The 21,482-nt window shown below is 70.2% G+C and carries 14 protein-coding genes and 1 pseudogene; 9 read left to right on the top strand and 6 right to left on the bottom strand.

Features of this window, described 5'->3' with window-relative positions; all coding sequences use genetic code 11:
• Positions 1-5 precede the first annotated feature (5 nt).
• The 8 genes from hpnC (at position 6) to ACIA5C_RS06670 (ending at position 10,096) form a co-directional block, all read left to right on the top strand.
• Positions 6-836 carry a squalene synthase HpnC gene (gene hpnC, locus ACIA5C_RS06705; RefSeq protein ID WP_396051960.1) on the top strand — a complete coding sequence of 277 codons (831 nt, stop codon included), beginning with the start codon at positions 6-8 and terminating at the stop codon, positions 834-836.
• Positions 836-1,699 (top strand): presqualene diphosphate synthase HpnD, encoded by an 864-nt coding sequence (gene hpnD, locus ACIA5C_RS06700; protein ID WP_396051959.1) that lies wholly within the window; start codon positions 836-838, stop codon positions 1,697-1,699. The genes hpnC and hpnD overlap by 1 nt, the downstream gene beginning before the upstream one ends.
• Entirely contained in the window at positions 1,696-3,048 is a 1,353-nt protein-coding gene (hpnE, locus tag ACIA5C_RS06695) for a hydroxysqualene dehydroxylase HpnE (protein ID WP_396051958.1), read from the top strand. Before hpnD ends, hpnE begins: the two co-directional genes overlap by 4 nt.
• Positions 3,045-4,022, top strand: coding sequence for a polyprenyl synthetase family protein (locus ACIA5C_RS06690; protein ID WP_396051956.1), 978 nt, complete (start codon positions 3,045-3,047; stop codon positions 4,020-4,022). Before hpnE ends, ACIA5C_RS06690 begins: the two co-directional genes overlap by 4 nt.
• Positions 4,023-5,924: a squalene--hopene cyclase gene (shc, locus tag ACIA5C_RS06685; RefSeq protein ID WP_396051955.1), complete on the top strand. Its 1,902-nt coding sequence runs from the start codon at positions 4,023-4,025 to the stop codon at positions 5,922-5,924.
• Positions 5,925-6,388: 464 nt separating this feature from the next.
• The gene (gene ispH, locus ACIA5C_RS06680; RefSeq protein WP_396052059.1) at positions 6,389-7,369 is read left to right on the top strand and encodes a 4-hydroxy-3-methylbut-2-enyl diphosphate reductase; all 981 of its coding nucleotides are present in this window, start codon (positions 6,389-6,391) and stop codon (positions 7,367-7,369) included.
• Between the two features lie 8 nt (positions 7,370-7,377).
• Positions 7,378-8,376, top strand: a complete 999-nt coding sequence (gene hpnH, locus ACIA5C_RS06675; RefSeq protein ID WP_396051953.1) for an adenosyl-hopene transferase HpnH — start codon at positions 7,378-7,380, stop codon at positions 8,374-8,376.
• A gap of 1 nt (position 8,377) precedes the next feature.
• The gene (locus ACIA5C_RS06670; protein WP_396051951.1) at positions 8,378-10,096 is read left to right on the top strand and encodes a 1-deoxy-D-xylulose-5-phosphate synthase; all 1,719 of its coding nucleotides are present in this window, start codon (positions 8,378-8,380) and stop codon (positions 10,094-10,096) included.
• 1,002 nt (positions 10,097-11,098) lie between these two features.
• Here the strand turns inward: ACIA5C_RS06670 and ACIA5C_RS06665 are convergent.
• The 6 genes and pseudogenes from ACIA5C_RS06665 to ACIA5C_RS06640 form a co-directional block, all read right to left on the bottom strand.
• On the bottom strand, positions 11,099-12,046 hold the full coding sequence (locus ACIA5C_RS06665) for a C45 family autoproteolytic acyltransferase/hydolase (protein ID WP_396051950.1): 948 nt from the start codon (positions 12,044-12,046) through the stop codon (positions 11,099-11,101).
• Between the two features lie 205 nt (positions 12,047-12,251).
• A pseudogene (locus ACIA5C_RS06660) lies at positions 12,252-13,357 on the bottom strand (transposase).
• Positions 13,358-13,694: 337 nt separating this feature from the next.
• Positions 13,695-15,179 carry a tannase/feruloyl esterase family alpha/beta hydrolase gene (locus ACIA5C_RS06655; protein WP_396051948.1) on the bottom strand — a complete coding sequence of 495 codons (1,485 nt, stop codon included), beginning with the start codon at positions 15,177-15,179 and terminating at the stop codon, positions 13,695-13,697.
• A gap of 223 nt (positions 15,180-15,402) precedes the next feature.
• A complete protein-coding gene (locus ACIA5C_RS06650; protein WP_396051947.1) occupies positions 15,403-16,146 on the bottom strand; it encodes a succinate dehydrogenase/fumarate reductase iron-sulfur subunit in 744 nt (247 codons plus the stop codon).
• Complete coding sequence (locus ACIA5C_RS06645) at positions 16,146-18,086, bottom strand: fumarate reductase/succinate dehydrogenase flavoprotein subunit (protein ID WP_396051946.1); 1,941 nt, start codon at positions 18,084-18,086, stop codon at positions 16,146-16,148. The genes ACIA5C_RS06650 and ACIA5C_RS06645 overlap by 1 nt, the downstream gene beginning before the upstream one ends.
• On the bottom strand, positions 18,083-18,775 hold the full coding sequence (locus ACIA5C_RS06640) for a succinate dehydrogenase cytochrome b subunit (RefSeq protein ID WP_396052057.1): 693 nt from the start codon (positions 18,773-18,775) through the stop codon (positions 18,083-18,085). Before ACIA5C_RS06640 ends, ACIA5C_RS06645 begins: the two co-directional genes overlap by 4 nt.
• Before the next feature lie 89 nt (positions 18,776-18,864).
• Here ACIA5C_RS06640 and ACIA5C_RS06635 point away from each other — a divergent pair, with 89 nt between their 5' ends.
• Complete coding sequence (locus ACIA5C_RS06635) at positions 18,865-19,776, top strand: LysR family transcriptional regulator (protein WP_396052055.1); 912 nt, start codon at positions 18,865-18,867, stop codon at positions 19,774-19,776.
• Positions 19,777-21,482: the final 1,706 nt, after the last annotated feature.

Raw genomic sequence — 21,482 nt, 5'->3', positions numbered from 1 at the left:
AAGACATGGCGAAAGGGACGGTCGTCACTGTTCAGCCGACGGCGCTGGCTGACAAACTACGCAAAGAGAACTTTCCGGTTGCCCTCCGGGTCCTGCCGCGACGGTTTCGCGAGCATCTGAAGGCGGTGTACGGGTTTGCCCGCACCGTCGACGACCTGGGCGATGAGTCCACAGGCGACCGATTGGCCAACCTGGATGCGTACGAAAAAGATCTTGATCTGATCTGGTCCGGCGGTCACCCCTCGGATGAGAAACTGGCCGCCACCGTGCGCGCACTCGACCTTCCCGCGGAGCCGTTCCACCGCCTGGTCGAGGCCAACCGGCAGGACCAGCGGGTCGGCTCCTACCGGACCTTCGACGACCTGCGGGCGTACTGCCGGCTCTCGGCCGACCCGGTCGGCCGGATCGTCCTGCGGGTCTTCGACGTCAGCTCGGACGCCCGGGTCGTCTGGTCGGACGCCATCTGCACCGGGCTCCAACTGGTCGAGCACTGGCAGGACGTGGCCGAGGACCGCCGGGCCGGCCGCATCTACCTCCCGGCCGACGACATGGCCCGGTTCGGCGTGACCCCCGAGGACCTCGACGGCACCACCACCCCGGACGCGCTCCGGAGGCTGCTCGCGTTCGAGACCGGCCGCGCGGCCGAACTCTTCCGCCAGGGCACCCCGCTGGTCCGGGACCTGAGCGGCTGGGCCCGCCTGGCCGTCGGCGGCTTCCTGGCCGGCGGCCTGGCCACGGTCGACGCGCTCCGCCGGGCCGACTACGACGTGCTCGCCCGGACCCCGCGCCCGAGCAGAGCCGGCGTGCTGCGGCATCTGATCGCGAAGGTGGCCTGATGACGACGACGACCCTGGCCGAGGCGTACGCCGCCACCGAGCAGATCACCAGGACCGAGGCGAAGAACTTCTACTACGGCATCCGGCTGCTCCCGCCGGACAAGCGGGCCGTGCTGTGCGCGGTCTACGCGCTGGCCCGCCGGATGGACGACATCGGCGACGGCGACCTGCCGACCGACGACAAGGTGACCGCTCTGGCCGGGCTCCGCCGGGAACTGGCCGACCTCGGCTCCAGCACCGACCCCGTCCTGGTCGCGGTGGCCGACGCGGCCCGGCGCCATCCGATTCCGCTCGACGCCTTCGACGAGCTCATCGACGGCGTCGAGATGGACGTCGTCGGGCGGCGCTACACCACCTTCGCGGAGCTCGAGTCGTACTGCCGCTGCGTGGCCGGCGCGGTCGGCCGGCTCTGCCTGGGCGTCTTCGGCAGCAGGCCGCACCCGGAGGCGCCGCTCTTCGCCGACCAGCTGGGCATCGCGTTGCAGCAGACCAACATCCTGCGGGACATCCGCGAGGACCTGATCAACGGCCGGACCTATCTGCCGCAGGACGACCTCGACCGGTTCGGCGTCGAACTGGCCCTCGACGAGCGCGGCGCGCTCATCGACTCCGACGGCGGCCTCAGCGCGCTCATCCACGCCAGTGCCGAGCGGGCCCGCGGCTGGTACCGCGACGGCCTGCGGCTGGCCCCGCTGCTCGACTGGCGCAGCAAGGCGTCCTGCCTCGCCATGTCCGGCATCTACCAACGGCTTCTCAGCCGCATCGACGCCGAACCGAGTCTGGTCTTCACCCAGCGGCTCTCGCTCTCCGGCCGGGAGAAGATCGGCGTGGCCCTCAGGTCGCTGACCGGGCGGCCCTCATGAGCCGCCGGGTCGCGGTCATCGGCGGCGGGCTGGCCGGCATCGCCGCCGCGTTGCGCTGCGCCGACGGCGGCGCGCAGGTCACGCTCTTCGAGGGCAGGCCGCGGCTCGGCGGCCTCACCCACTCGTTCCGGCGCGGCGACCTCGACGTGGACAACGGGCAGCACGTCTTCCTGCGATGCTGCACGTCCTACCTCGGTCTGCTCGATCGTCTCGGGGTCCGCGACGGCGTGACCCTTCAGCCGCGGCTGGCGATCCCGATCGTCTCGCCCGGGAAGAACCGGGTCTGGCTGCGCCGCGACGCCCTCCCCGCGCCGGCCCACCTGGCCCGCTCGCTGTTCGCCTACACGCCGCTGAGCGTGGCCGAGCGGCTGCGTTTCATCACCGCCGCGCTGGCCCTGCGCCGGGTCGATCCCGATGCGCCGGCCACCGATGCGCAGAGCTTCGGCGCCTGGCTGACGGCGCACGGGCAGAGCCGCCGGGCCATCGAGACGATGTGGGATCTCGTCGGCATCGCGACGCTCAACGCGACCGCCGATGACGCCTCGCTCGCCCTGGCGGCCACGGTCTTTCAGACCGGCCTGCTGACGAAGGCCTCGGCGGCCGACATCGGCTGGTCGATGGTCCCGCTGGGCGAACTGCACGGCACGGCCGGTCAGCGGGCACTCTCCGACGCCGGGGTCGAGGTCCGGACTTCGGCCCGCGTTTCTTCCGTACGCCGGGAGAACGGCACCTGGCGCATCGAGGGCCGTTCCTACGACGACGTCATCTCAGCGGTCCCGCCGGAGGTCGCGTCCCGCATCCTGCCGCCGGGAGTGCTCCCGGCCGGCGGCACTCTCGGCACGTCACCGATCGTCAACCTGCACGCCGTCTACGACCGCAAGGTGCTCGACGAACCGTTCGTGGCCGCCATCGACTCGCCACTGCAGTGGGTTTTCGACCGCACGACCCAGTCGGGGCTCACCGACGGGCAGTACATCGCCGTCTCGCTGTCGGCGGCCGACGACCTCATCGACGTGCCCGTCGCCGAGCTGCGGGCCCGGCTGCTGCCCGCCCTCGAGGCGCTGCTCCCGGCCGCCCGCGGTGCCCAGCTTCGCGACTTCTTCGTCACCCGGGAGCGGCACGCGACCTTCCGCGCGGCCCCCGGCACCGCCCGGCTGCGCCCGCCCGGGGCGACCTCGTTGCCCGGCCTCTGGCTGGCCGGCGCCTGGACCGCCACCGGGTGGCCCGCGACCATGGAGGGCGCGGTGCGCAGCGGCGATGCGGCCGCGGCCGGAGTTCTGGACCTACCGAGTGCGGGGCGCGCTGCATCCGGCAGCGCCATGTCTACGTTGGACGGTGCGGCCATATGACGACCATGCTGGAAAGCCTCCACCGCAGCCGCGACGCCATCACCCCGGCGATGCGGGCGGCTCTCGACCGGCTCGACCCGACCACCCGCCTGCAGGCGGCCTACCACTTCGGCTGGGTCGACGCCCAGGGCCGCCCGGACCGCGGCGGGGGCAAGGCGGTACGCCCGGCGCTGGCGCTGCTGTCGGCTCAGGCCTGCGGCGGCCCGGAGGAGATCGGCCTGCCCGGGGCGATCGCGGTCGAGCTGGTGCACAACTTCTCCCTGCTGCACGACGACCTGATGGACCACGACCGGGAACGCCGGCACCGCACCACGGTCTGGGTGGTCTGGGGCAGCGCCAGCGCGATCCTCTCCGGCGACGCGCTGCTCGGGCTGGCCCAGGAAGTGCTGCTCGACTGTGGACTGCCGACCGGCGCGCCGGCCGCGCTGCTGCTGGCCAAGGCCACTCGCGAGCTGATCCGGGGCCAGGTCGAGGACCTGGCCTTCGAACAGCGGGCGAGTGTCACGGTCGAGGAGTGCCTCGACATGGCGGCCGGCAAGACGGGCGCCCTGATGGCCGCGAGCGCGGCCATCGGCGCGGTGCTCGCCGGCGCGCCGGCCGGGACGGTGGCCGCGCTCGAGACGTACGGTGCGCAGATCGGGCTCGCGTTCCAGCTGGTCGACGACGTGCTCGGGATCTGGGGCGACCCGTCGGTCACCGGCAAGCCGGTCTTCTCCGACCTGCGGGCCGACAAGAAGTCGCTGCCGATCAGCTACGCCCTCGAACGTGACCCGACGATCGCGCTGATCGACCCGGCCGACCTCGCGAAGCGGGCCGACGCCATCGAGCGGGCGGGCGGCCGGCGGTGGGCGCTCGGCGAGGCGGCCCGCCGGATGGCGCTCGGCGAGGCGTCGCTGGCCTCGGTCGACCTGCCGGATTCCGTTCGCTCGGAGCTTGTCGCTCTCGGCAAGTTCATCGTCGACCGGGAGGTCTGAGTGAGTACACAGGTGCACACCCGGACACCCTCGGCGGCGCTGGACGACGCGGTCCGCCATCTGCGCGGGCTGCAGGACGAGGCCGGCTGGTGGAAGGGCGAGCTCGCCACCAACGTCACCATGGACGCCGAGGACCTGCTGTTACGCGAGTTCCTCGGCATCCGGCAGGAGCCGGGGACCGAGGAGGCGGCCCGCTGGATCCGGTCGCAGCAGCGCGCGGACGGCACCTGGGCGTCGTTCGAGGGCGGCCCGCCCGAGCTGTCGACCACCGTGGAGGCGTGGGTCGCGCTGCGGCTGGCCGGTGACCCGGTCGACGCGCCGCACATGGCGCAGGCCCGGGACTGGGTGGTCGCGCACGGCGGGCTGGAGAGCACGCGGGTCTTCACCCGGATCTGGCTGGCGCTGTTCGGCCTCTGGTCGTGGGACGACCTGCCCGACATGCCGCCCGAGCTGATCTTCCTGCCGAAGTGGTTCCCGCTCAACATCTACGACTGGGCGTGCTGGGCCCGGCAGACCGTGGTGCCGCTGACCGTCGTGAACGCGTTCCGCCCGGTGCGGCCGGTCCCGTTCGGCGTCGACGAGCTCCGGACCGGCCTGCCGCCCGTGCCGGACGCCGCGCCATGGACCTGGAAAGGCGCCTTCCAGCGCCTCGACAAGGGCCTGCACCTCTATGCGCGCCGGCCTCATCGGGGCCTGCGCCGCAAGGCGATGGACCGGGCGGCCGAGTGGATCCTCGCCCGGCAGGAGGACGACGGCGGCTGGGGCGGCATCCAGCCCCCGTGGGTCTATTCGCTGCTCGCGCTGCACCTGCTCGGTTACCCGGACGACCACCCGGCCATGGTGAAGGGCTTCGCCGGGCTCGAGGGCTTCCTGATCCGCGAGTCCACTGAAGACGGTGCGGTCCGCCGGCTGGAGGCCTGCCAGTCGCCGGTCTGGGACACCGGCCTGGCGGTCATTGCGATGCTGGACGCCGGGGTGCCGCCCGACGATCCGGCGCTGCGCCGCGCCACCGACTGGCTGCTCGGCGAACAGATCACGGTCCGCGGCGACTGGGCCGTCCAGCGGCCGCGACTGGCACCGGGCGGCTGGGCGTTCGAGTTCGCCAACGACTTCTACCCGGACACCGACGACACCGCCGAGATCGTGCTCGGGCTGCGCCGGGTGGACTTCGAGGATCCGGAGCGGCTCCGCGCCGCCGTCGACCGGGCGGTGGCCTGGACGGTCGGCATGCAGAGCCGGGACGGCGGGTGGGGCGCGTTCGACGCCGACAACACCGGGCGGATGCCGACCCGGCTGCCGTTCTGCGACTTCGGAGCGGTCATCGACCCGCCCTCGGCCGACGTCACCGCGCACGTGGTCGAGATGCTGGCCGCGGTCGGGCAGGCGGCCGGCACCCCGGCCCGGCGCGGCATCCTGTGGCTGCTGAAGAACCAGGAACGGGACGGTTCGTGGTTCGGCCGCTGGGGAGCCAACCACGTCTACGGCACCGGCGCGGTCGTGCCGGCACTGATCGCGGCCGGAGTCCACCCGGCGTCAGCACCGATCCGCCGGGCGATGCGGTGGCTGCTCGACCACCAGAACGCCGACGGCGGGTGGGGCGAGGACCTGCGCTCCTACCGGGACCCGGCGTGGATCGGGCGAGGTGCGACCACGGCCTCGCAGACCGCGTGGGCACTGCTCGCACTGCTGGCCGCGGGCGGAGCCGACGAGGCGGTCGAGCGGGGCGTCGCCTGGCTGGTGTCGGCTCAGCGGGAGGACGGGACGTGGGACGAGCCGCTGTTCACCGGCACCGGCTTCCCGGGCGACTTCTACATCAACTACCACCTCTACCGGCTCGTCTTCCCGATCACCGCACTCGGGCGATATGAATCGGCCCGCCGTTCGGCGGAGGGTCGGGCATGACAGGGGTCATCGGGGCGCCGCTTGCGGTGGAGAGCTGGGCGATTCCCGGCTCGGCTCGGCTCGGCATGGGCGTCAAGGCCCGGCTGCCCGAGGGTGACGGGTTTCTGGTCGCGGGCGTGGCCGGCGGGCTCGACGAGTCGATTCGGCCCGGTGATGTCGTGGTCGCTCCCGACCCGAGCGCGCCCATGCTGGCTGCGGCGTTGCGCCGGCTGGGACTTACCGTCCACGTCGGAGTGATACATGTCAGCGACCGGATCGTCACCGGGGCCGGGAGGCGGAGCCTGGCCGCTACCGGGGCGCTCGCGGTCGACATGGAGACGGGACGGCTGCGCGAGGCGGCCGGGGGACGCCCCTTCGCGGCGGTACGCGTCATCACGGACACCGAGGGCGCGGGTCTGTGGTCGCCGGGCACTTTGCGCCGCGGCGTACATGCTCTGAAAACGCTGCGGAACGCAGCGCCGGCCCTGCGGCAGTGGGCCGCGGCGATCGGACCTCGCGAGGTTGTCCTGGCTGCTCCGCGGTCGTTCTGTGCGGGCGTGGAACGCGCGATCGAGGTGGTCGAGCGGGCGTTGGAGACCCGGGGCGCACCGGTCTACGTCCGGCGGCAGGTCGTGCACAACGCGCACGTGGTGCGGCGACTGAGCGACCTCGGCGCGGTCTTCGTCGAGGAGGTCGAGGACGTGCCCGAAGGGTCGACCGTGGTGCTGGCCGCCCACGGCGTCGCCCCGGCCGTGCGGGCCGCCGCCCAGCAGCGCGCCCTCGACGTCATCGACGCCACCTGCCCGCTCGTCGCCAAGGTGCACACCGAGGTGAAGCGGTACGCCGGACGGGGCGAGACGGTGTTCCTGATCGGGCACGCCGGCCACGAGGAGGTCGTCGGCACGGTCGGCGAGGCACCCTCCCGGGTCGTCGTGGTCGAGGACGCCGCGGCCGCGGCGCGAGTCACCGCGGCCGATCCGGGCCGGGTCGCCTACGCGATGCAGACCACCCTCGCGGTCGACGAGGCGGAGGAGATCGCCGGGGTGCTGCGTTCCCGGTTCCCGGCCCTGCGCGCGCCACGCCGCGAGGACATCTGCTACGCCACCACCAATCGGCAGCAGGCGGTTCGCGCCATTGCCGGTTCCTCCGACCTCGTGCTGGTGGTCGGCTCGGCCAACTCGTCCAACTCGCTGCGCCTCGTGGAGGTCGCCGTGCGGGCGGGAGCCGAGGCGCACCTGGTCGAGGACCTCGGCGAGGTTGATCTCGCCTGGCTCGCCGGCGCCCGGACCGTAGGCGTCACCGCCGGGGCATCCGCCCCGCCGCACCTGGTCGACGACATCGTCGCCGGCCTCGCCGGGCTCGGCCCGGTCACGGCCCGCGAAATCACCGTCGGCGCCGAGAACATCCAGTTCACATTGCCCAGTTCCGTAATGCCGAATTCCGTTTCGCCCAAGGAGGTGAGCTAGGTATGGGGATGCCGTTCCGCCAGACTGTCCGGCTCGGCCAATATCTGATGAAGCAGAAGCTCAAGGGGGCGAAGAACTTCCCGCTGCTGGTCGAGCTGGAGCCCCTTTTCGCCTGCAACCTCAAGTGCATCGGCTGCGGCAAGATCCAGCAGCCGCACACCCTGCTCAAGCAGCGCATGCCGGTCGAGCAGGCGGTGGGCGCGATCGAGGAGAGCGGCGCGCCGATGGTCTCGATCGCCGGCGGCGAACCCCTCATGCACCCGCAGATCGACGAGATCGTGCGCCAGCTCCTCGACCGAAACAAGATCGTCTTCCTGTGCACGAACGCCGTGCTGCTCCCCAAGCACCTGCACAAGTTCAAGCCCCACAAGAACTTCTCCTGGATGGTCCACGTCGACGGGCTGCGCGAGCGGCACGACCTGTCGGTCTCCAAGGACGGCGTGTTCGACCAGGCGGTCGCGGCGATCAAGGAAGCCCAGGCGGCCGGCTTCCGGGTGATGACCAACAGCACGTTCTTCAACACCGACAGCCCGCAGACCGTCATCGAGGTGCTCGACTATCTCAACGACGAGCTCAAGGTCGACAACATGCAGATCAGCCCGGCGTACGCGTACGAGAAGGCACCCGACCAGGAACACTTCCTGGCCGTCGCCGAAACCCGGGAGCTGTTCGCCAAGGCGTTCTCGGAAGGGCGGCGCAAGAAGTGGCGGCTCAACCACTCGCCGGTCTTCCTCGACTTCCTCGAAGGCAAGAAGGACCTCGACTGCACGCCGTGGGGCATTCCGTCGTACTCGCTGCTGGGCTGGCAGCGGCCGTGCTACCTGCTCGCCGACGGCTACGCCAAGACATACAAGGAACTCATCGAGACGACCGACTGGGAGGCGTTCGGCCGGGGCAAGGACGAGCGGTGCGCGAACTGCATGGCCCACTGCGGGTACGAGCCGACCGCGGTCATCGCCACCTTGGGTTCGCTGAAGGAGTCCTTGCGCGCCGCGGTGAGCGTGTGACATGACCTCTGTCCTGTCTGGCCTCGGCCTCCTGGCCGGCCCGGCCGACCTGCGGAGCCTGCCGGCTTCCGAACTGCCCGGCCTGGCCCGGGAAATCCGCGAACGGCTGATCGAGACGGTCAGCCGCACCGGCGGGCACCTCGGGCCCAACCTGGGCGTGGTCGAGCTGACGATCGCCCTGCACCGGGTATTCGACTCGCCACGCGACTCGATCGTGTGGGACACCGGCCACCAGAGTTACGTGCACAAAATGCTGACCGGCCGGGCCGCCGAACTCGAAACCCTGCGCCAGGCCGGCGGACTGTCCGGCTATCCGCGCCGGACCGAGAGTTCGCACGACCTGGTCGAGAACTCGCACGCGTCCACGTCCCTGTCCTATGCGGACGGGCTGGCGAAAGCCAATTCCCTGTTGGGCCGGTCCGATCGCGCCGTGGTGGCGGTGGTCGGCGACGGCGCGATGACCGGCGGCATGTGCTGGGAGGCGCTCAACAACATCGGCGCGGCGCCCGACCGGGCGGTGATCGTGGTGCTCAACGACAACGGGCGGTCGTACTCGCCGACGGTGGGCTCGGCCCGGGCCGCCCTGGCCGAAGTGTTCGACTCGCTCGGGCTGGCATACATCGGGCCGGTCGACGGGCACGACGTGGCCGAGGTGGAGACGGCCCTGGCCGACGCGCGAGCGCTGCGCCGGGCGGTGGTCGTGCACTGCCGCACGGTCAAGGGCAAGGGCTACCCGGCAGCAGAGAACGAGCAGTACGACCGGATGCACGCGATCAGCCCGCCGTCCGCGCCGGGCCGGGTGTCCTGGACCAGCGTGTTCGGCTCGGCGCTCGCATCCCTGGCCACAACCCGTCCCGACCTGGTCGCGGTCACCGCGGCCATGCTGCACCCGACCGGGCTGGGCGAATTCGCCGCCTCCCACCCGTCGCGGGTCTTCGACGTCGGCATCGCCGAACAACACGCGGTCACGTCGGCCGCCGGGCTGGCGATGGGCGGCCTGCACCCGGTGGTCTGCCTGTACGCGACGTTCCTCAACCGGGCGTTCGACCAGGTGTTGATGGACGTGGCCCTGCACCGGCTGCCGGTGACGTTCGTGCTCGACCGGGCCGGGGTGACCGGCAGCGACGGGCCCTCGCACAACGGCATGTGGGACCTGTCCCTGCTCGGAATCGTGCCCGGCATGCGGGTCGCCGTGCCCCGCGACGGGGAGTCGCTGTGCCGCCTGCTGGCCGAGGCGGTCACCTGGCACGGGCCGTCCGCGCTGCGCTTCCCGAAGGCCGACGTGAGCGCCCCGGTGCCGGCGATCGGCCACATCGGAGACGCGGATCTGCTCTTCGCCCCGGGCGGCGTCGCCCCGGCCGACGTGCTGATGCTGGTGACCGGGCCGCTGGCCGGGGCCGCGGTCGCCGCGGCCGAGCAACTGCAGCAGGACGGCATCCGGGTGCGGGTGGCCGATCCGCGCTGGGTGCTGCCGGTCGCGCCGTCGCTGGCCGCGGCGGTGCGCGACCACCGGCTGACGGTCACGATCGAGGACGGGGGAGTGGCGGGCGGGTTCGGCGCCTCGGTGGTGCGGGCCTGCCCGGGGAGCCGGGTCGAGGTGCTCGGGCTCGCCCAGGAGTTCCTGGAGCAGGGGGCGCGCGGGGCGTTGCTGGCCTCGCACGGCCTGGACGCTGTCGGCATAGCGGCAGCGGTGCGGCGCGCGTTCGCGGGTGGTGGATAGCGGGGCGCCGGTTGCTGACGGCTGGGTGAGACCGATTGCCGCCTGCCGGCGGCGTTGTCGCGCGACGGGCGCACACCGCGGGGCGTGCGTCAGAGGCGGCGCGGCGTTCTGATCGAGGTGAGCGTGTTCGCGAGCCGCGGGTTCGGGCCGTGGTGGTGACGTTGGTGCTGTTCTTCGCGGTGATGACCGGGCTGAGCCTCGTCGTGGTGCTGCACCTGCGGCTGGGCCGGCACCTCGACGTGCTGCCCTCGGCCTGCCCTGGGTCGGCAGGAAGCGCGCGTCGACCACGTAGTCGGCGTCGGGCGGCGGTGGCGGTGGCGTCGCTGGTCTGCGGCGCCTGGTTCGTGCCGCGTTTTCGGCGCCCGGGTCATTTACGCCGGTCCGGTCGGACTGCCGGCCGCGACGATCCTGGCTGGTTTACGCCGCGGGACCACATCGGACGGTCCTGCTCGCCGCTGGTCGGTGCCGGGAAGGGACTGTTCGCGGTGCCGTTGTTGACCTCGGCGCTGCATCGGGTGCGGTCGGCGGAGACCGGGTCGGCGGCCGGTCTGTTGGACGCGGTGCAGCAGCTTGGCGCCATGTCGGGACAGCCCGGGCCTGGCGGATCGCGAGCGTCTGGGGGAGCGCCGACCCGGGCACCGAGACCATCGCCCAGCCGTGCTCGGCACCGTCTTCCTGCACGTGGCGGCGAACATCGCGAGCGGGGGAGGTGGGAGAGGGAGCCGTGGGCCTGGGCGGCGGAGGCCTGACGGGGGCGGCAGGTCTGGTGTGAGCGTGCTTCGAGCAGTTGTCAAGACCTGTGGATTGGTGACTATGTAGCGAGAGACGCCTTCTCGGGGCGTATTGGGGGAGGCGCTCGTCCGACCGGTGGAGCGATGCCGAGCTCCTGCCGGATCATCGTGTGGCCATGGCGGGGCGGGCCGAGGGAGGGCCTGTCGGTGGCGGGTGACATCACGTTCTTGCAGGATCTTCATGCAGGGTGATCAGGGGTCGGAAAGCCTCTCAGCTGGTCCGGCCCAAGGTCACGGTGCGGGATCCGGGTGTGAAGTCGCCGAAGGACTGTTGCCAGGACTCGCCGGGCCAGTAGTACGTCACACGGCCCTCGATGGGCTGGTAGTGGGCGGTGTAGAGCGTTCTCGACCCCCGCTCGTCGACGGATTGGTAAAGCGGCGGCTTCAGCATCGCCGCCACGTCGTCCGCACCCGCGGCGCGAATGGCGCGCAGCCGCTCATGCGTCCGCAGGGCACGCTCCTGCTCGTCGGTCACCGGCAGGTGCTGGTGGTTGGCGGCGCAGGCGTCCGGTGCCACCGTCGGTGACATATCCGGCCCCACGAACACCGTCATCGCCTTGGTGCGATCGACAAGGGTGAGGTTCTGGGGGACGGCGACCGGTAGAAATCGCAGCCTGCCGACGGCCTCGTCGACGGTGTCGCACGTCTCCAGCAGGTAGCGCACGAGGATGAGAATGGCGAAGCCGCGTCCGTAGACGGAACGCCCGCCCCAGGTGAGCGAGACCGCGAGACCGGCGTCGTTCATCCCGTCCAGCAAGCCCCACAGCATGTCCTGCATCCCGATCACGGGGCGCAGGAAGCAGGAGGAGGCGATGGTCCCCTCGCACTGATCGGGCCGTAGGTCATAGTTGCGCAGCAGGGTGCCGTTCTGGCCGATCTGGGTGCAGGACTGGGTGAACGGCCGCAGTGCCGCGTGGCTGAGGAAGGCTTCCGCCTCGGGCCGGTCGAGTTGGCCGGCCAGGCGGCCCAAAACCGGGACCAGTTCCGGCATGTGCGTACGGAACAGCGCCCGAACACGGTCTGCGCCCTGCGGAGTCCGGCCCTCCTCGGTTAGCAGGCCCTCCATCTCCTGCCACAGGGCCCGGGCGTAGGCGGCCCACCGCCCGTCGCCGCCGTCGCCGACCTCGATCGCCTGGAAGGTCTTGTGCTGTTGCCGCACGGCTACCACTCCCCGGTGAGAATCGGTCGAGGTGTAGGCAACCTAGCTAATTGCGGGGTGAATCACCGGGTGGCCGCCATCGGCGACGGCCAGGCGCTGGATCTGGTTGAAGCCGCTGAATGCGAGCGTGGCCGATACCAAGCCGGCGACAATGTCCCGCGTTGGAGGAGCCGGGAGTCAAGTAGGCGAGCGGCGGTAGCAATAGTCAATCGGTGTCTTTCGATGACGTGTGATCAGGCTGCGACGGTCTCGTCGCGCTCGACCAAGAAGCCGTTCTCCAATTTGGCCCCGGAGCGGACCAGGGCGACGAGGTGGGGGGCGTTGACCGCGCGCCAGCGGGCCTGGCGGCCTCGATCAGTTTGAACGCCATGGCCAGGCCTGCGGCCTTCGAGCCAGGGCCTTTGGTGACCTTGGTCCGGTGCCGGACGGTGGCGAAGGTCGATTCGATCGGGTTGGTGGTGCGCAGATGCACCCAGTGCTCGGCGGGGAAGTCGTAGAACGCGAGCAGCTCGTCGAGGTCGTCGGTGACCTTCGCGACGGCCTTGACGAACTTGGCGCCGTAGGCCAGCTTGAACGCCGCCACGGCACGGCGGGCGTGGTCGCGGTCCTCAGCGTTCCAGATCTCGGCCAGGGCCTTCTTCGCGCCCGGGTGGGCGGACTTCGGCAGCGCCGACAACACGTTACCGATCTTGTGGAACCAGCAGCGCTGCTTCCGGGTAGTGGGAACACCTCCCGCAACGCCGTCCAGAACCCCAGCGCGCCGTCACCGACGGCCAGGACCGGGGCGCGCATCCCGCGGCGGGCACAGTCACGCAGCAGGTCCGCCCACGACCCGGTCGGCTCCCGGTAGCCGTCGGTCAGGGCGATGAGTTCCTTCGTGCCGTCAACCCGGACACCGATCATGACGAGCACGCACAGCTTCTCTTCGTCCTGCCACTGGCTGGTCAGCCGGGTGATGGTCGACGCGGACAGCCGGGATCCGGTACCCAGGAACCCTTCCAACGCGGGCACGAAGTCCTGCGACGACAAGCCGTGCAGGTACAGCAGCGGCAACACCTCGGTGATCTTCGGCGACTTACGGCACCACGCCGGCAGGGTCACCGAGGCGAACCGCCGCCGTTCACCCGCCTCATCGACGCGTTTGTCGTTGACCCGCGGCGCGACCACTTCGACCGTGCCGGACGACGTCAGCACCTGCCGCGGCACGGCATGACCGTTACGCACGACCAGACGCCGGCCGTCGACGTCGAGCTCGCCGGTATGCGCCGCGATGTACGCGGCGACCTCGGCCTCCAACGCCGCGGCGAGCATCCGCCGGGCGCCGTCACGCACGATCTCGTCGATCAACGACCCGCCAGTCATCGTGGCCGCTGGCGTCGGCGTCTCTGGGCTGACTACGGTGAGCACAGGCGTACCTTCCCGACCCGCGTTGGCGCGCGGGCCTTGCTTGATCCCTTGATCGGATTCCTTGGGAAGGTATGCCTCCCAAGACCCACCCACAGGTTTCAAGCATTGCTCCGTGCCTCTGGGCGGCGGGTGAGGCGGCCCGGGTCATGGTTATGGACGGGAGGGGCTGGTTCGTGGGGCCCCTACGCCGTACGAAAAGAAAGGCCGCCCCCGCGGGAAGCGGGAGCGGGCCTCGAAGCCTTTAATAGTGTCCGATGTAGTGGTAGTTGGCGTTCAGGCTGTGCGGTGCGGCGTGGACGGGCGCGAGGGCGTCGAAGGGCGCCACCTTGACGTCGCTGATCACCTGGGAGGCGTTGGAGAGCAGGACGGTCTGTGCGTCGATCACGCCCGGGGCGACCCCGCGCTCGACCCAGTTGAACAGCGGCTGGACGAACTCTGGCCAGGTCAGCTCGGTCGGGTCCGAGATGTTCGGTCCGACCAGGCAGTGGTAGCCGCCGGGGATCATGTAGAGCCGGGTGAAGGCGTCGGCGCCGCCTCGCTTCTGGACGGCCCGGTAGTAGTCGACGGTTGAGAACGGTGGGATCAGCGGGTCGGCCCAGCCGTGGTAGAGGATCAGCTTGCCGCCGTGGGCGCGGAACGCCGACAGGTCCGGGTCGTTGGCGTCGTAGAGATGGTTGAGCCGCTCGAAGGTTGCGCGGTCGAAGCGGACGTCGGTGAGCCGGAAGCCGGGGCGCGGGGTGGGTGAGTCGAGATAGCGGAAGAAGTTCAGCGCGAGCTTGCCGGCGAAACTGTCGAGCGGCGAGCCCGACGGGACCACGAACCAGTCGACCCAGCCCAGCTCCGAGCCGTACGGCAAGCCGCCGTTGTAGAGGCCGCCGGGCCCCCGATAGAACGCGACCACCGCCGCGACCTGGGCCGGCGTGAGGCAGGTCGGCCGGTCCGTGCCGGGCGGGCAGCGCAGCGTCGAGGGATGGAAGCCGCACTTGCGCGGGTCGGCGATCATCCCGCCGCACGCCTTGACTACCGCCGCGTGCAGCGCCGGGATCTTTTCCGGTCCGAGGATCTGGTGACCGGACCGGTCGGTGTTGCTGACCGCCAGCCAGGCCTGAAGCAGGTTGAGCGGTCCGAAGTTGCTCGCCGGTGCACCGGCCAGGATGCCGTCGAAGTCGGCCGGGAACCGCTGGGCCAGGTTGAGCGCCTGACGGCCGCCGGTCGAGCAGCCGTCGAAGTAACTGTAGGACGAGCCGTGTCCGTAGTAGGCGGTGATCAGCGCGTCGGCGGCGAGGCGCAGGCGGTGCTCGGAGGTCAGCGCGAACTCGCGCCGGGCCTGAGGATCGGCGCCCCAGGTCGCGGGCCCGGCGCCCTCCTGGTCGCCGGCGTGCCCGGTGTCGTCGGAGGCCACCGCCAGGTGCCCGCTCAGCTCGGCTTCACAGTGGTAGCCGAGCGCGGGATAGGTCGGGTCGGGGACGGTTCCGCACAGGCCCGAGCAGCCCGACTGCACGTATTCGCCGGTCCAGCCCTCGACCGGCAGCTTGAGGGTGAAGTGGGTGGCCGGCGGCAGGACCCCGTCGACCTGGCAGTAGCCGTCCGTTTCGGCGGCCGAGGTGACTCGTGTGTCGGCGGTGAGCCCCGCGCAGTCTCTCGGGGCGGCCGGGCGGGTGGCACCGGTGAGGCCGCCGAGCAGGAGCGGGACCGCGGCCAGGACGGCGAGAAGTTTCCGGATCATGCGGTTTCCCCCTTTCCCGTAGGACGTTAGAGGGCGGGGGCGTCGGGGGGAGCGGGGAGATGCCCTAGCCGGGGGAGGTTAGGGGTATGAATCAAGAGGCCGCAAAGACGACGAGCTGCTCGCGCGTACGCGGAAAGCCCGCTCGCGGGAAGCGCGAGCGGGCCTCTGGGTCTGGTTCTTCGTTACCCGGAACCGGGCACTCCATTGTGCCCGGCCCCGGAGATCAGCCCTTGCGGACGGCCTTGCGGTAGTCGCTGTTCAACCGGCCGATCAGGGTCAGCGGGATGCCCTTCGGGCAGACCGTCGTGCACTCGCCGGCGTTGGTGCAACCGCCGAAGCCGGCGTCGTCGTGGGCCTGCAGCATGTTGACGACGCGGCTGTCGCGCTCGGGCTGGCCCTGCGGCATCAGGCCGAGGTGCGCGACCTTGGCCGCGGTGAACAGCATGGCCGAGCCGTTGGGGCAGGCGGCGACGCAGGCGCCGCAACCGATGCAGGTGGCCGCCTCGAACGCCAGGTCGGCGTCCTTCTTGGGCACCGGCGTCGAGTGGGCCTCGGGCGCCGCGCCGGTCGGGGCCGTGATGTAGCCGCCGGCCTGGATGATCTTGTCGAAGGCGCTGCGGTCGACGACCAGGTCCTTGATCACCGGGAAGGCGCTCGCCCGCCACGGCTCGACGTCGATCACGGCGCCGTCCTTGAAGTGCCGCATGTGCAGCTGGCAGGTGGTGGTGGCCCGCTGCGGGCCGTGCGCCACGCCGTCGATGACCATGCTGCACATGCCGCAGATGCCCTCACGGCAGTCGTGGTCGAACGCGACCGGGTCGTCACCGTCGAGAATGAGCTTCTCGTTCAGGACGTCGAGCATTTCGAGGAACGAAGCGTCCGGGGAGATGTCCTTGACGTCGTAGGTGACCATGCGACCGGAATCGGAAGAGCCGCTCTGGCGCCACACCCTTACCTGGATATCCATTACTTGTAGCTCCGCGTGCTCGGGTGAACGTACTCGAAGTCGAGGTCTTCCTTGTGCAGGGTCGGCTTGCCGTCGGCGCCGTAGTACTCCCACGCGGCGACGTAGCTGAACTCCTCGTCGTTGCGCAGCGCCTCGCCGTCCGGCGTCTGCGACTCGGCCCGGAAATGGCCACCGCACGACTCCCGCCGGTGAAGGGCGTCGATGCACATCAGCTCGGCCAGTTCGAAGAAGTCGGCGACGCGGCCGGCCTTCTCCAGGTTCTGGTTGAGCTGTTCGCCGGTGCCGGGCACCTTGACGCGCTGCCAGAACTCCTCTTTGAGGCCCTTGATGAGACCGATCGCCTTGAGGAGGCCCTCTTCGGTGCGCTCCATGCCGCAGTACTCCCACATGATGTGGCCGAGTTCGCGGTGGAAGGAGTCGACCGTACGGTCGCCGTCGATGCTGAGCAACTTGTGCACTTTTTCCTGGACGGCGGTGCGGGCCGCGACCACCTCGTCGTGATCTTGGCTGATCTTCTCGAACGGGCCGGCCGCCAGGTAGTTGCTGATCGTGTTGGGGAGCACGAAGTAGCCGTCGCCCAGGCCCTGCATCAGCGCGCTCGCGCCCAACCGGTTGGCACCGTGGTCGGAGAAGTTGGCCTCGCCGACCACGAACAGGCCCGGGATCGTGGACTGGAGGTCGTAATCGACCCAGAGCCCGCCCATCGTGTAGTGGACCGCGGGGTAGATGCGCATCGGCGTCCGGTAGGGATCGTCGCCGGTGATGCGCTCGTACATCTCGAACAGGTTGCCGTACTTCTCCTCGACGGCGTGCCGCCCCAGCCGCGTGATCGCGTCCGCGAAGTCGAGGTAGACGCCCAGGCCGCCGGGGCCTACGCCGCGTCCTTCGTCGCAGACGTTCTTGGCGGCGCGGGAGGCGATGTCGCGGGGGACCAGGTTGCCGAACGCCGGGTAGATCCGCTCGAGGTAGTAGTCGCGGTCTTCCTCGGGGATGTCCTGCGGGGCCCGCTTGTCCTCTTTGCTGACCGGCACCCACACGCGGCCGTCGTTGCGCAGCGACTCGCTCATCAGCGTCAGCTTCGACTGGTGCGTGCCCGACTCCGGGATGCAGGTCGGGTGGATCTGCGTGTAGCACGGGTTCGCGAACAACGCCCCCTTGCGGTGGGCCCTCCACGACGCCGTGACGTTGCAGCCCTTGGCGTTGGTCGAGAGGAAGAAGACGTTGCCGTAGCCGCCGCTGGCCAGCACGACGGCATCCGCCATCTCGGTCGTGATCTCGCCGGTGACCAGGTCGCGCACCACGATGCCGCGGGCCCTGCCGTCGACCACGATCAGCTCGAGCATCTCGTGACGGGCGTTCATCTCGATGTTGCCCAGGCCGATCTGCCGCTCCATCGCCTGGTAGGCGCCGAGCAGCAACTGCTGACCCGTCTGGCCCCGGGCATAGAAGGTGCGGGACACCTGGGTGCCGCCGAACGAGCGGTTGTCCAGCAGGCCGCCGTACTCGCGGGCGAACGGGACGCCCTGGGCCACGCACTGGTCGATGATGTTCACCGAGACGCTGGCCAGCCGGTACACGTTGGACTCGCGGGCCCGGAAGTCGCCGCCCTTCACGGTGTCGTAGAAGAGGCGGTAGATCGAGTCGCCGTCGTTGCGGTAGTTCTTGGCCGCGTTGATGCCGCCCTGGGCCGCGATCGAGTGGGCGCGGCGCGGCGAATCCTGATAGCAGTACGACCTGACGTGGTAGCCGGCCTCGGCCAGCGTCGCCGCGGCGGAACCACCGGCCAGGCCGGTGCCGACCACGATCACGGTGAGCTTGCGCCGGTTGGCCGGGTTGACCAGTTTGGCGCTGAACTGTCGGCGCTCCCAGCGGGTCTCGATCGGACCGTCGGGGGCCGCGGCGTCGGCGATCGGGTTGCCCTCGTTCCAAAATTCGGTCATTTCACGATTCCCGTCAGGACGGCGAACGGCACGCTCAGATAGCCGATGACCAGGATCAGGCTGAGGGCCAGGGCTGCGGTCTTTATGGATTTCTCGCCCCGCGCGCTCTGCTGGCCGAGGGTGCGGGCGGCGCTGAACAGCCCATGGCGCAGGTGGAAGCCGACCGCGATGATCGCCAGCGCGTAGAAGAGGGTCACGTACCAGCGGTGGGGTGCGAAGTCCGCGACCACGTTTCCGTACGGGTGGGCCTTGTCCCCGACCGGGTTGAGAGTGCCGGTGGTCAGGTCGAGGATGTGGAAGATCACGAAGAGCAGGATGATCACGCCGCCCCAGCGCATCGTGCGGGCGGCGTAACTGCCCTGCACCTTGGGGCGGTGCGCGTACTTGACCGGGCGGGCCTTGGCGGCACGCCGGGCCAGGATCGTGGCGGCGACGATGTGCCCGAGGACCGCGACCGTCAGCACGGTCCGCTGGAGGTACAGGTACCAGGTCTTCGGCAGCAGCGGCTCACCGATCGTGCGCAGCCAGGCTGCGTAGTGGTCGAACGTCGTCCCGCCGAAGAAGATCTTCAGGTTGCCCGCCATGTGCAGGTACAGGAAGAGCACGAGCAGGATGCCGGTCACGGCCATGAAGATCTTGAGCCCGACGCTGCTCCGGGTTTTCCTCGCGGGGGCCGGGGCCTTCCGCACTGCTGTATCTACCGCCACTCCTTGGACGGTAGGAACCCCGGCGCGATTCGTCTAATGCATGATCAAGGGGGTAACGATAGCGGTAGACTATCCACGTGCAACTGCAACAGCTTCGCTACTTTCTCGCCGTTGCCGAGACCCGGCATTTCACCCAAGCTGCGGACAATCTGGGCGTCGCCCAGCCGACTCTCAGTAAGCAGATTCACACCCTCGAAACGTCCCTCGGCGCGCCGCTCTTCGAACGCATCCGAGGCGCGGTCTCACTCACCGTCGCCGGCGCCGCGCTGCTGCCGCTGGCCCAGCGGATCGTCGCCGACGCCGACGCGGCCCGCTCGGCAGTGTCCGACATCGTCGGTTTGCGCCGGGGGGAGGTGCGGCTCGGTGCGACCCCGAGCCTGTGCTCGTCGCTGGTGCCCGAGGTGCTGCGCACCTTCCGCGCCGCGCACCCGGAGATCCAGCTCTACGTGATCGAGGGCAGCTCCCAGGACCTGATCGAAAACCTGCACGCCCACCGGCTCGACCTGGCCCTGATCGTCCAGTCGTCACCGGACGATCTCCTCGAAGCGACGCCGGTGCTGCGGGAAAGCCTGGTCGTCGCCTCACCGCTGTCCGCGCCGACGCCCTACGAGCCGATCGCCCTCGCCGAACTGGAACACACCCCGCTGGTGATGTTCCGGGCCGGCTACGACATCCGCGGGGTCACCCTCGAAGCCTGCCGGATGGCCGGCTTCACCCCGAAGTTCGCGGTCGAGGGCGGCGAGATGGACGCGGTGCTCGCATTCGTGGAGGCCGGGCTGGGGGTCGCCCTGGTGCCAAGCATGGTGCTGGTCAACCGTCCGCTGCTGCGGGCGACGCCACTGGCACCGCCGGGCATGCAACGGACGATCGCGCTGGCCCACCGCAAACGGTCGGTGCTCCCGCACGCGGCGGAGGCCCTCCGGGCGACTTTGCTTGCGCATATCGCGACGGAACAGCTCCCATTAGGCGTACGCCCGTTGTAGCGGCCGCCGTCAGAAATCCGCCCGCGATGCCGAGGCGCTCGAGGCCCCCACCGCCGTCCGGCCGGCGACGAATAGAGAACAAGCCGTGGGCTGGCAACAGCTTCAGAACCAGCACCGCTACCCCGACCCTACTGACTCCTCGCGGCCCGGTCCATGCCATTTCCTGCCTACAATTTGGCATGATCGGATGCTTACAGCGCCACAAGATCTTGCGGAACGATTATCCCATGCGGCAGCTGCAGTTCTTCACGTCGACCCAATTGGCGCAAATGCGCGACCGATCCGCGTCGCGCAATTATTCTCCTGAGCGCGACGAGTTCCGTCGCGAGCACGAGCGCCAACGAGCCTGGGGTCTGTCCCAGCGCTACGCCGCGAAGCAGCGCCGCCTGCAGGCCGAGGCCGACGGCCCGGCGCCGAGCCTCACGGGCAGCAACTCACGTCCGCAATCACCACGACCCGCCACCGACGATGCGGCGTGTGCTGTTGAGCTGCGTCCGGCCGCAAGTTCCCGATCGGGCGCGCCGACTGCCATCATCGAGCACGAGCCATCCCCAGCCCCCGAGCCCAAGGCGCCCGCCGAACGGACCCTGGCTGCGGCGGCAGAGACGCCGACCGGCGCGGTCGCTCCGGTGCAGTCAGGCCGGACGGGAACGACAGGCCCCTCTCGCAGGTTCGCCGCCCTCCGCAACGATCTCCTGCGCACTCGTCCGCTGACATCCGAGCCCACAAGCCAGTCCGCGGTCAAACCCGTAAGCGTCAGCCGGCGGACGCCGCAGAAATACCAGTGCGCCCCGCAAGAAAAAATAGTGAAAATTGCGGCCGTCATATTAACTGGCCGCGTCACTCTCTATCCGACGTGGCACGCCCCTGATTCTCGCCGATCGATCCTAGGAATGGGTGCCAACGGCAAAAAGGATTCCGGACCGCCGCACAACCCCAGGCGTACTCACCGACTAACGCTAACTTCATTTTTTCGGGACCGTCCGGCTTCGGCCTGTGCGTCGCCAGCGGGGCGAGACCCACCACCCGCAGCAATGCCTCGCCGTGCTCGCCGGTCCACCACTCGGCTCGTGCTGCCCGGCCTGCTTATCCGGCCGACTCCGTTCGGGACTGTCCTGCCTGGCCTGTGCTTGCCCGGCTCCCCTCGCCTGGCCCGCCCTGGCCATATTCGCCGGGGCCGATCGTTCCGTGGCGGCTGTTCGCTTCCTTATCTTCTCCGTCTCCGCCCGTCCGCCTCGGTCATCGTCGCCTCGCGGCCACCCTGGCCTGCGCGGCCCGGCTCGCTGTACTTGGTCGGCCTGCGTGTGCGGTGTGCGCGGCCCGCTCACCCAGTCGGCCCACTCTGCCGACAGGCCCCCGGTCTGATTGGCCATCTGGGCTGGGACGCCCGATTGGCCACCTGGGCTCAAACCGTCTGGTCGTTTACCTGGGCCGGGCCTGTGTGGTGGTCCACCTCGGCGTGGCCCACTCTGGCGCCGCGCGCTGCTCTGCTCGTTCGTCCGGGCTCGGGCCGGCTGCTCGGCCGCGTCGGTGTGGCCTGCGCTGGTCGGTCAGCTCGGGACCGGGCCGTACTCGTCATCTATCTCGGCCTTGTCGGTCCGCGTCGCTCGGTCCGCGTCGCTCGGTCCGCGTCGCTCGGTCCGCGTCGCTCGGTCCGCGTCGCTCGGTCCGCGTCGCTCGGTCCGCGTCGCTCGGTCCGCGTCGTA

The sequence above is a fragment of the Actinoplanes sp. NPDC051343 genome (assembly GCF_044455125.1).
Lineage (GTDB): Bacteria > Actinomycetota > Actinomycetes > Mycobacteriales > Micromonosporaceae > Actinoplanes.
This window is presented reverse-complemented; position numbering and strand designations above follow the sequence as displayed.

Excerpts from the sequence above, each read along its gene's own strand:
- hpnE (WP_396051958.1), top strand. The coding sequence starts at position 1,696 with ATGAGCCGCCGGGTCGCGGTCATCGGCGGCGGGCTGGCCGGCATCGCC.
- ACIA5C_RS06655 (WP_396051948.1), bottom strand. The coding sequence starts at position 15,179 with ATGATCCGGAAACTTCTCGCCGTCCTGGCCGCGGTCCCGCTCCTGCTC.
- ACIA5C_RS06670 (WP_396051951.1), top strand. The coding sequence starts at position 8,378 with ATGACCTCTGTCCTGTCTGGCCTCGGCCTCCTGGCCGGCCCGGCCGAC.
- ACIA5C_RS06650 (WP_396051947.1), bottom strand. The coding sequence starts at position 16,146 with ATGGATATCCAGGTAAGGGTGTGGCGCCAGAGCGGCTCTTCCGATTCC.
- hpnC (WP_396051960.1), top strand. The coding sequence starts at position 6 with ATGGCGAAAGGGACGGTCGTCACTGTTCAGCCGACGGCGCTGGCTGAC.
- ACIA5C_RS06645 (WP_396051946.1), bottom strand. The coding sequence starts at position 18,086 with ATGACCGAATTTTGGAACGAGGGCAACCCGATCGCCGACGCCGCGGCC.
- ACIA5C_RS06690 (WP_396051956.1), top strand. The coding sequence starts at position 3,045 with ATGACGACCATGCTGGAAAGCCTCCACCGCAGCCGCGACGCCATCACC.
- hpnD (WP_396051959.1), top strand. The coding sequence starts at position 836 with ATGACGACGACGACCCTGGCCGAGGCGTACGCCGCCACCGAGCAGATC.
- hpnH (WP_396051953.1), top strand. The coding sequence starts at position 7,378 with ATGCCGTTCCGCCAGACTGTCCGGCTCGGCCAATATCTGATGAAGCAG.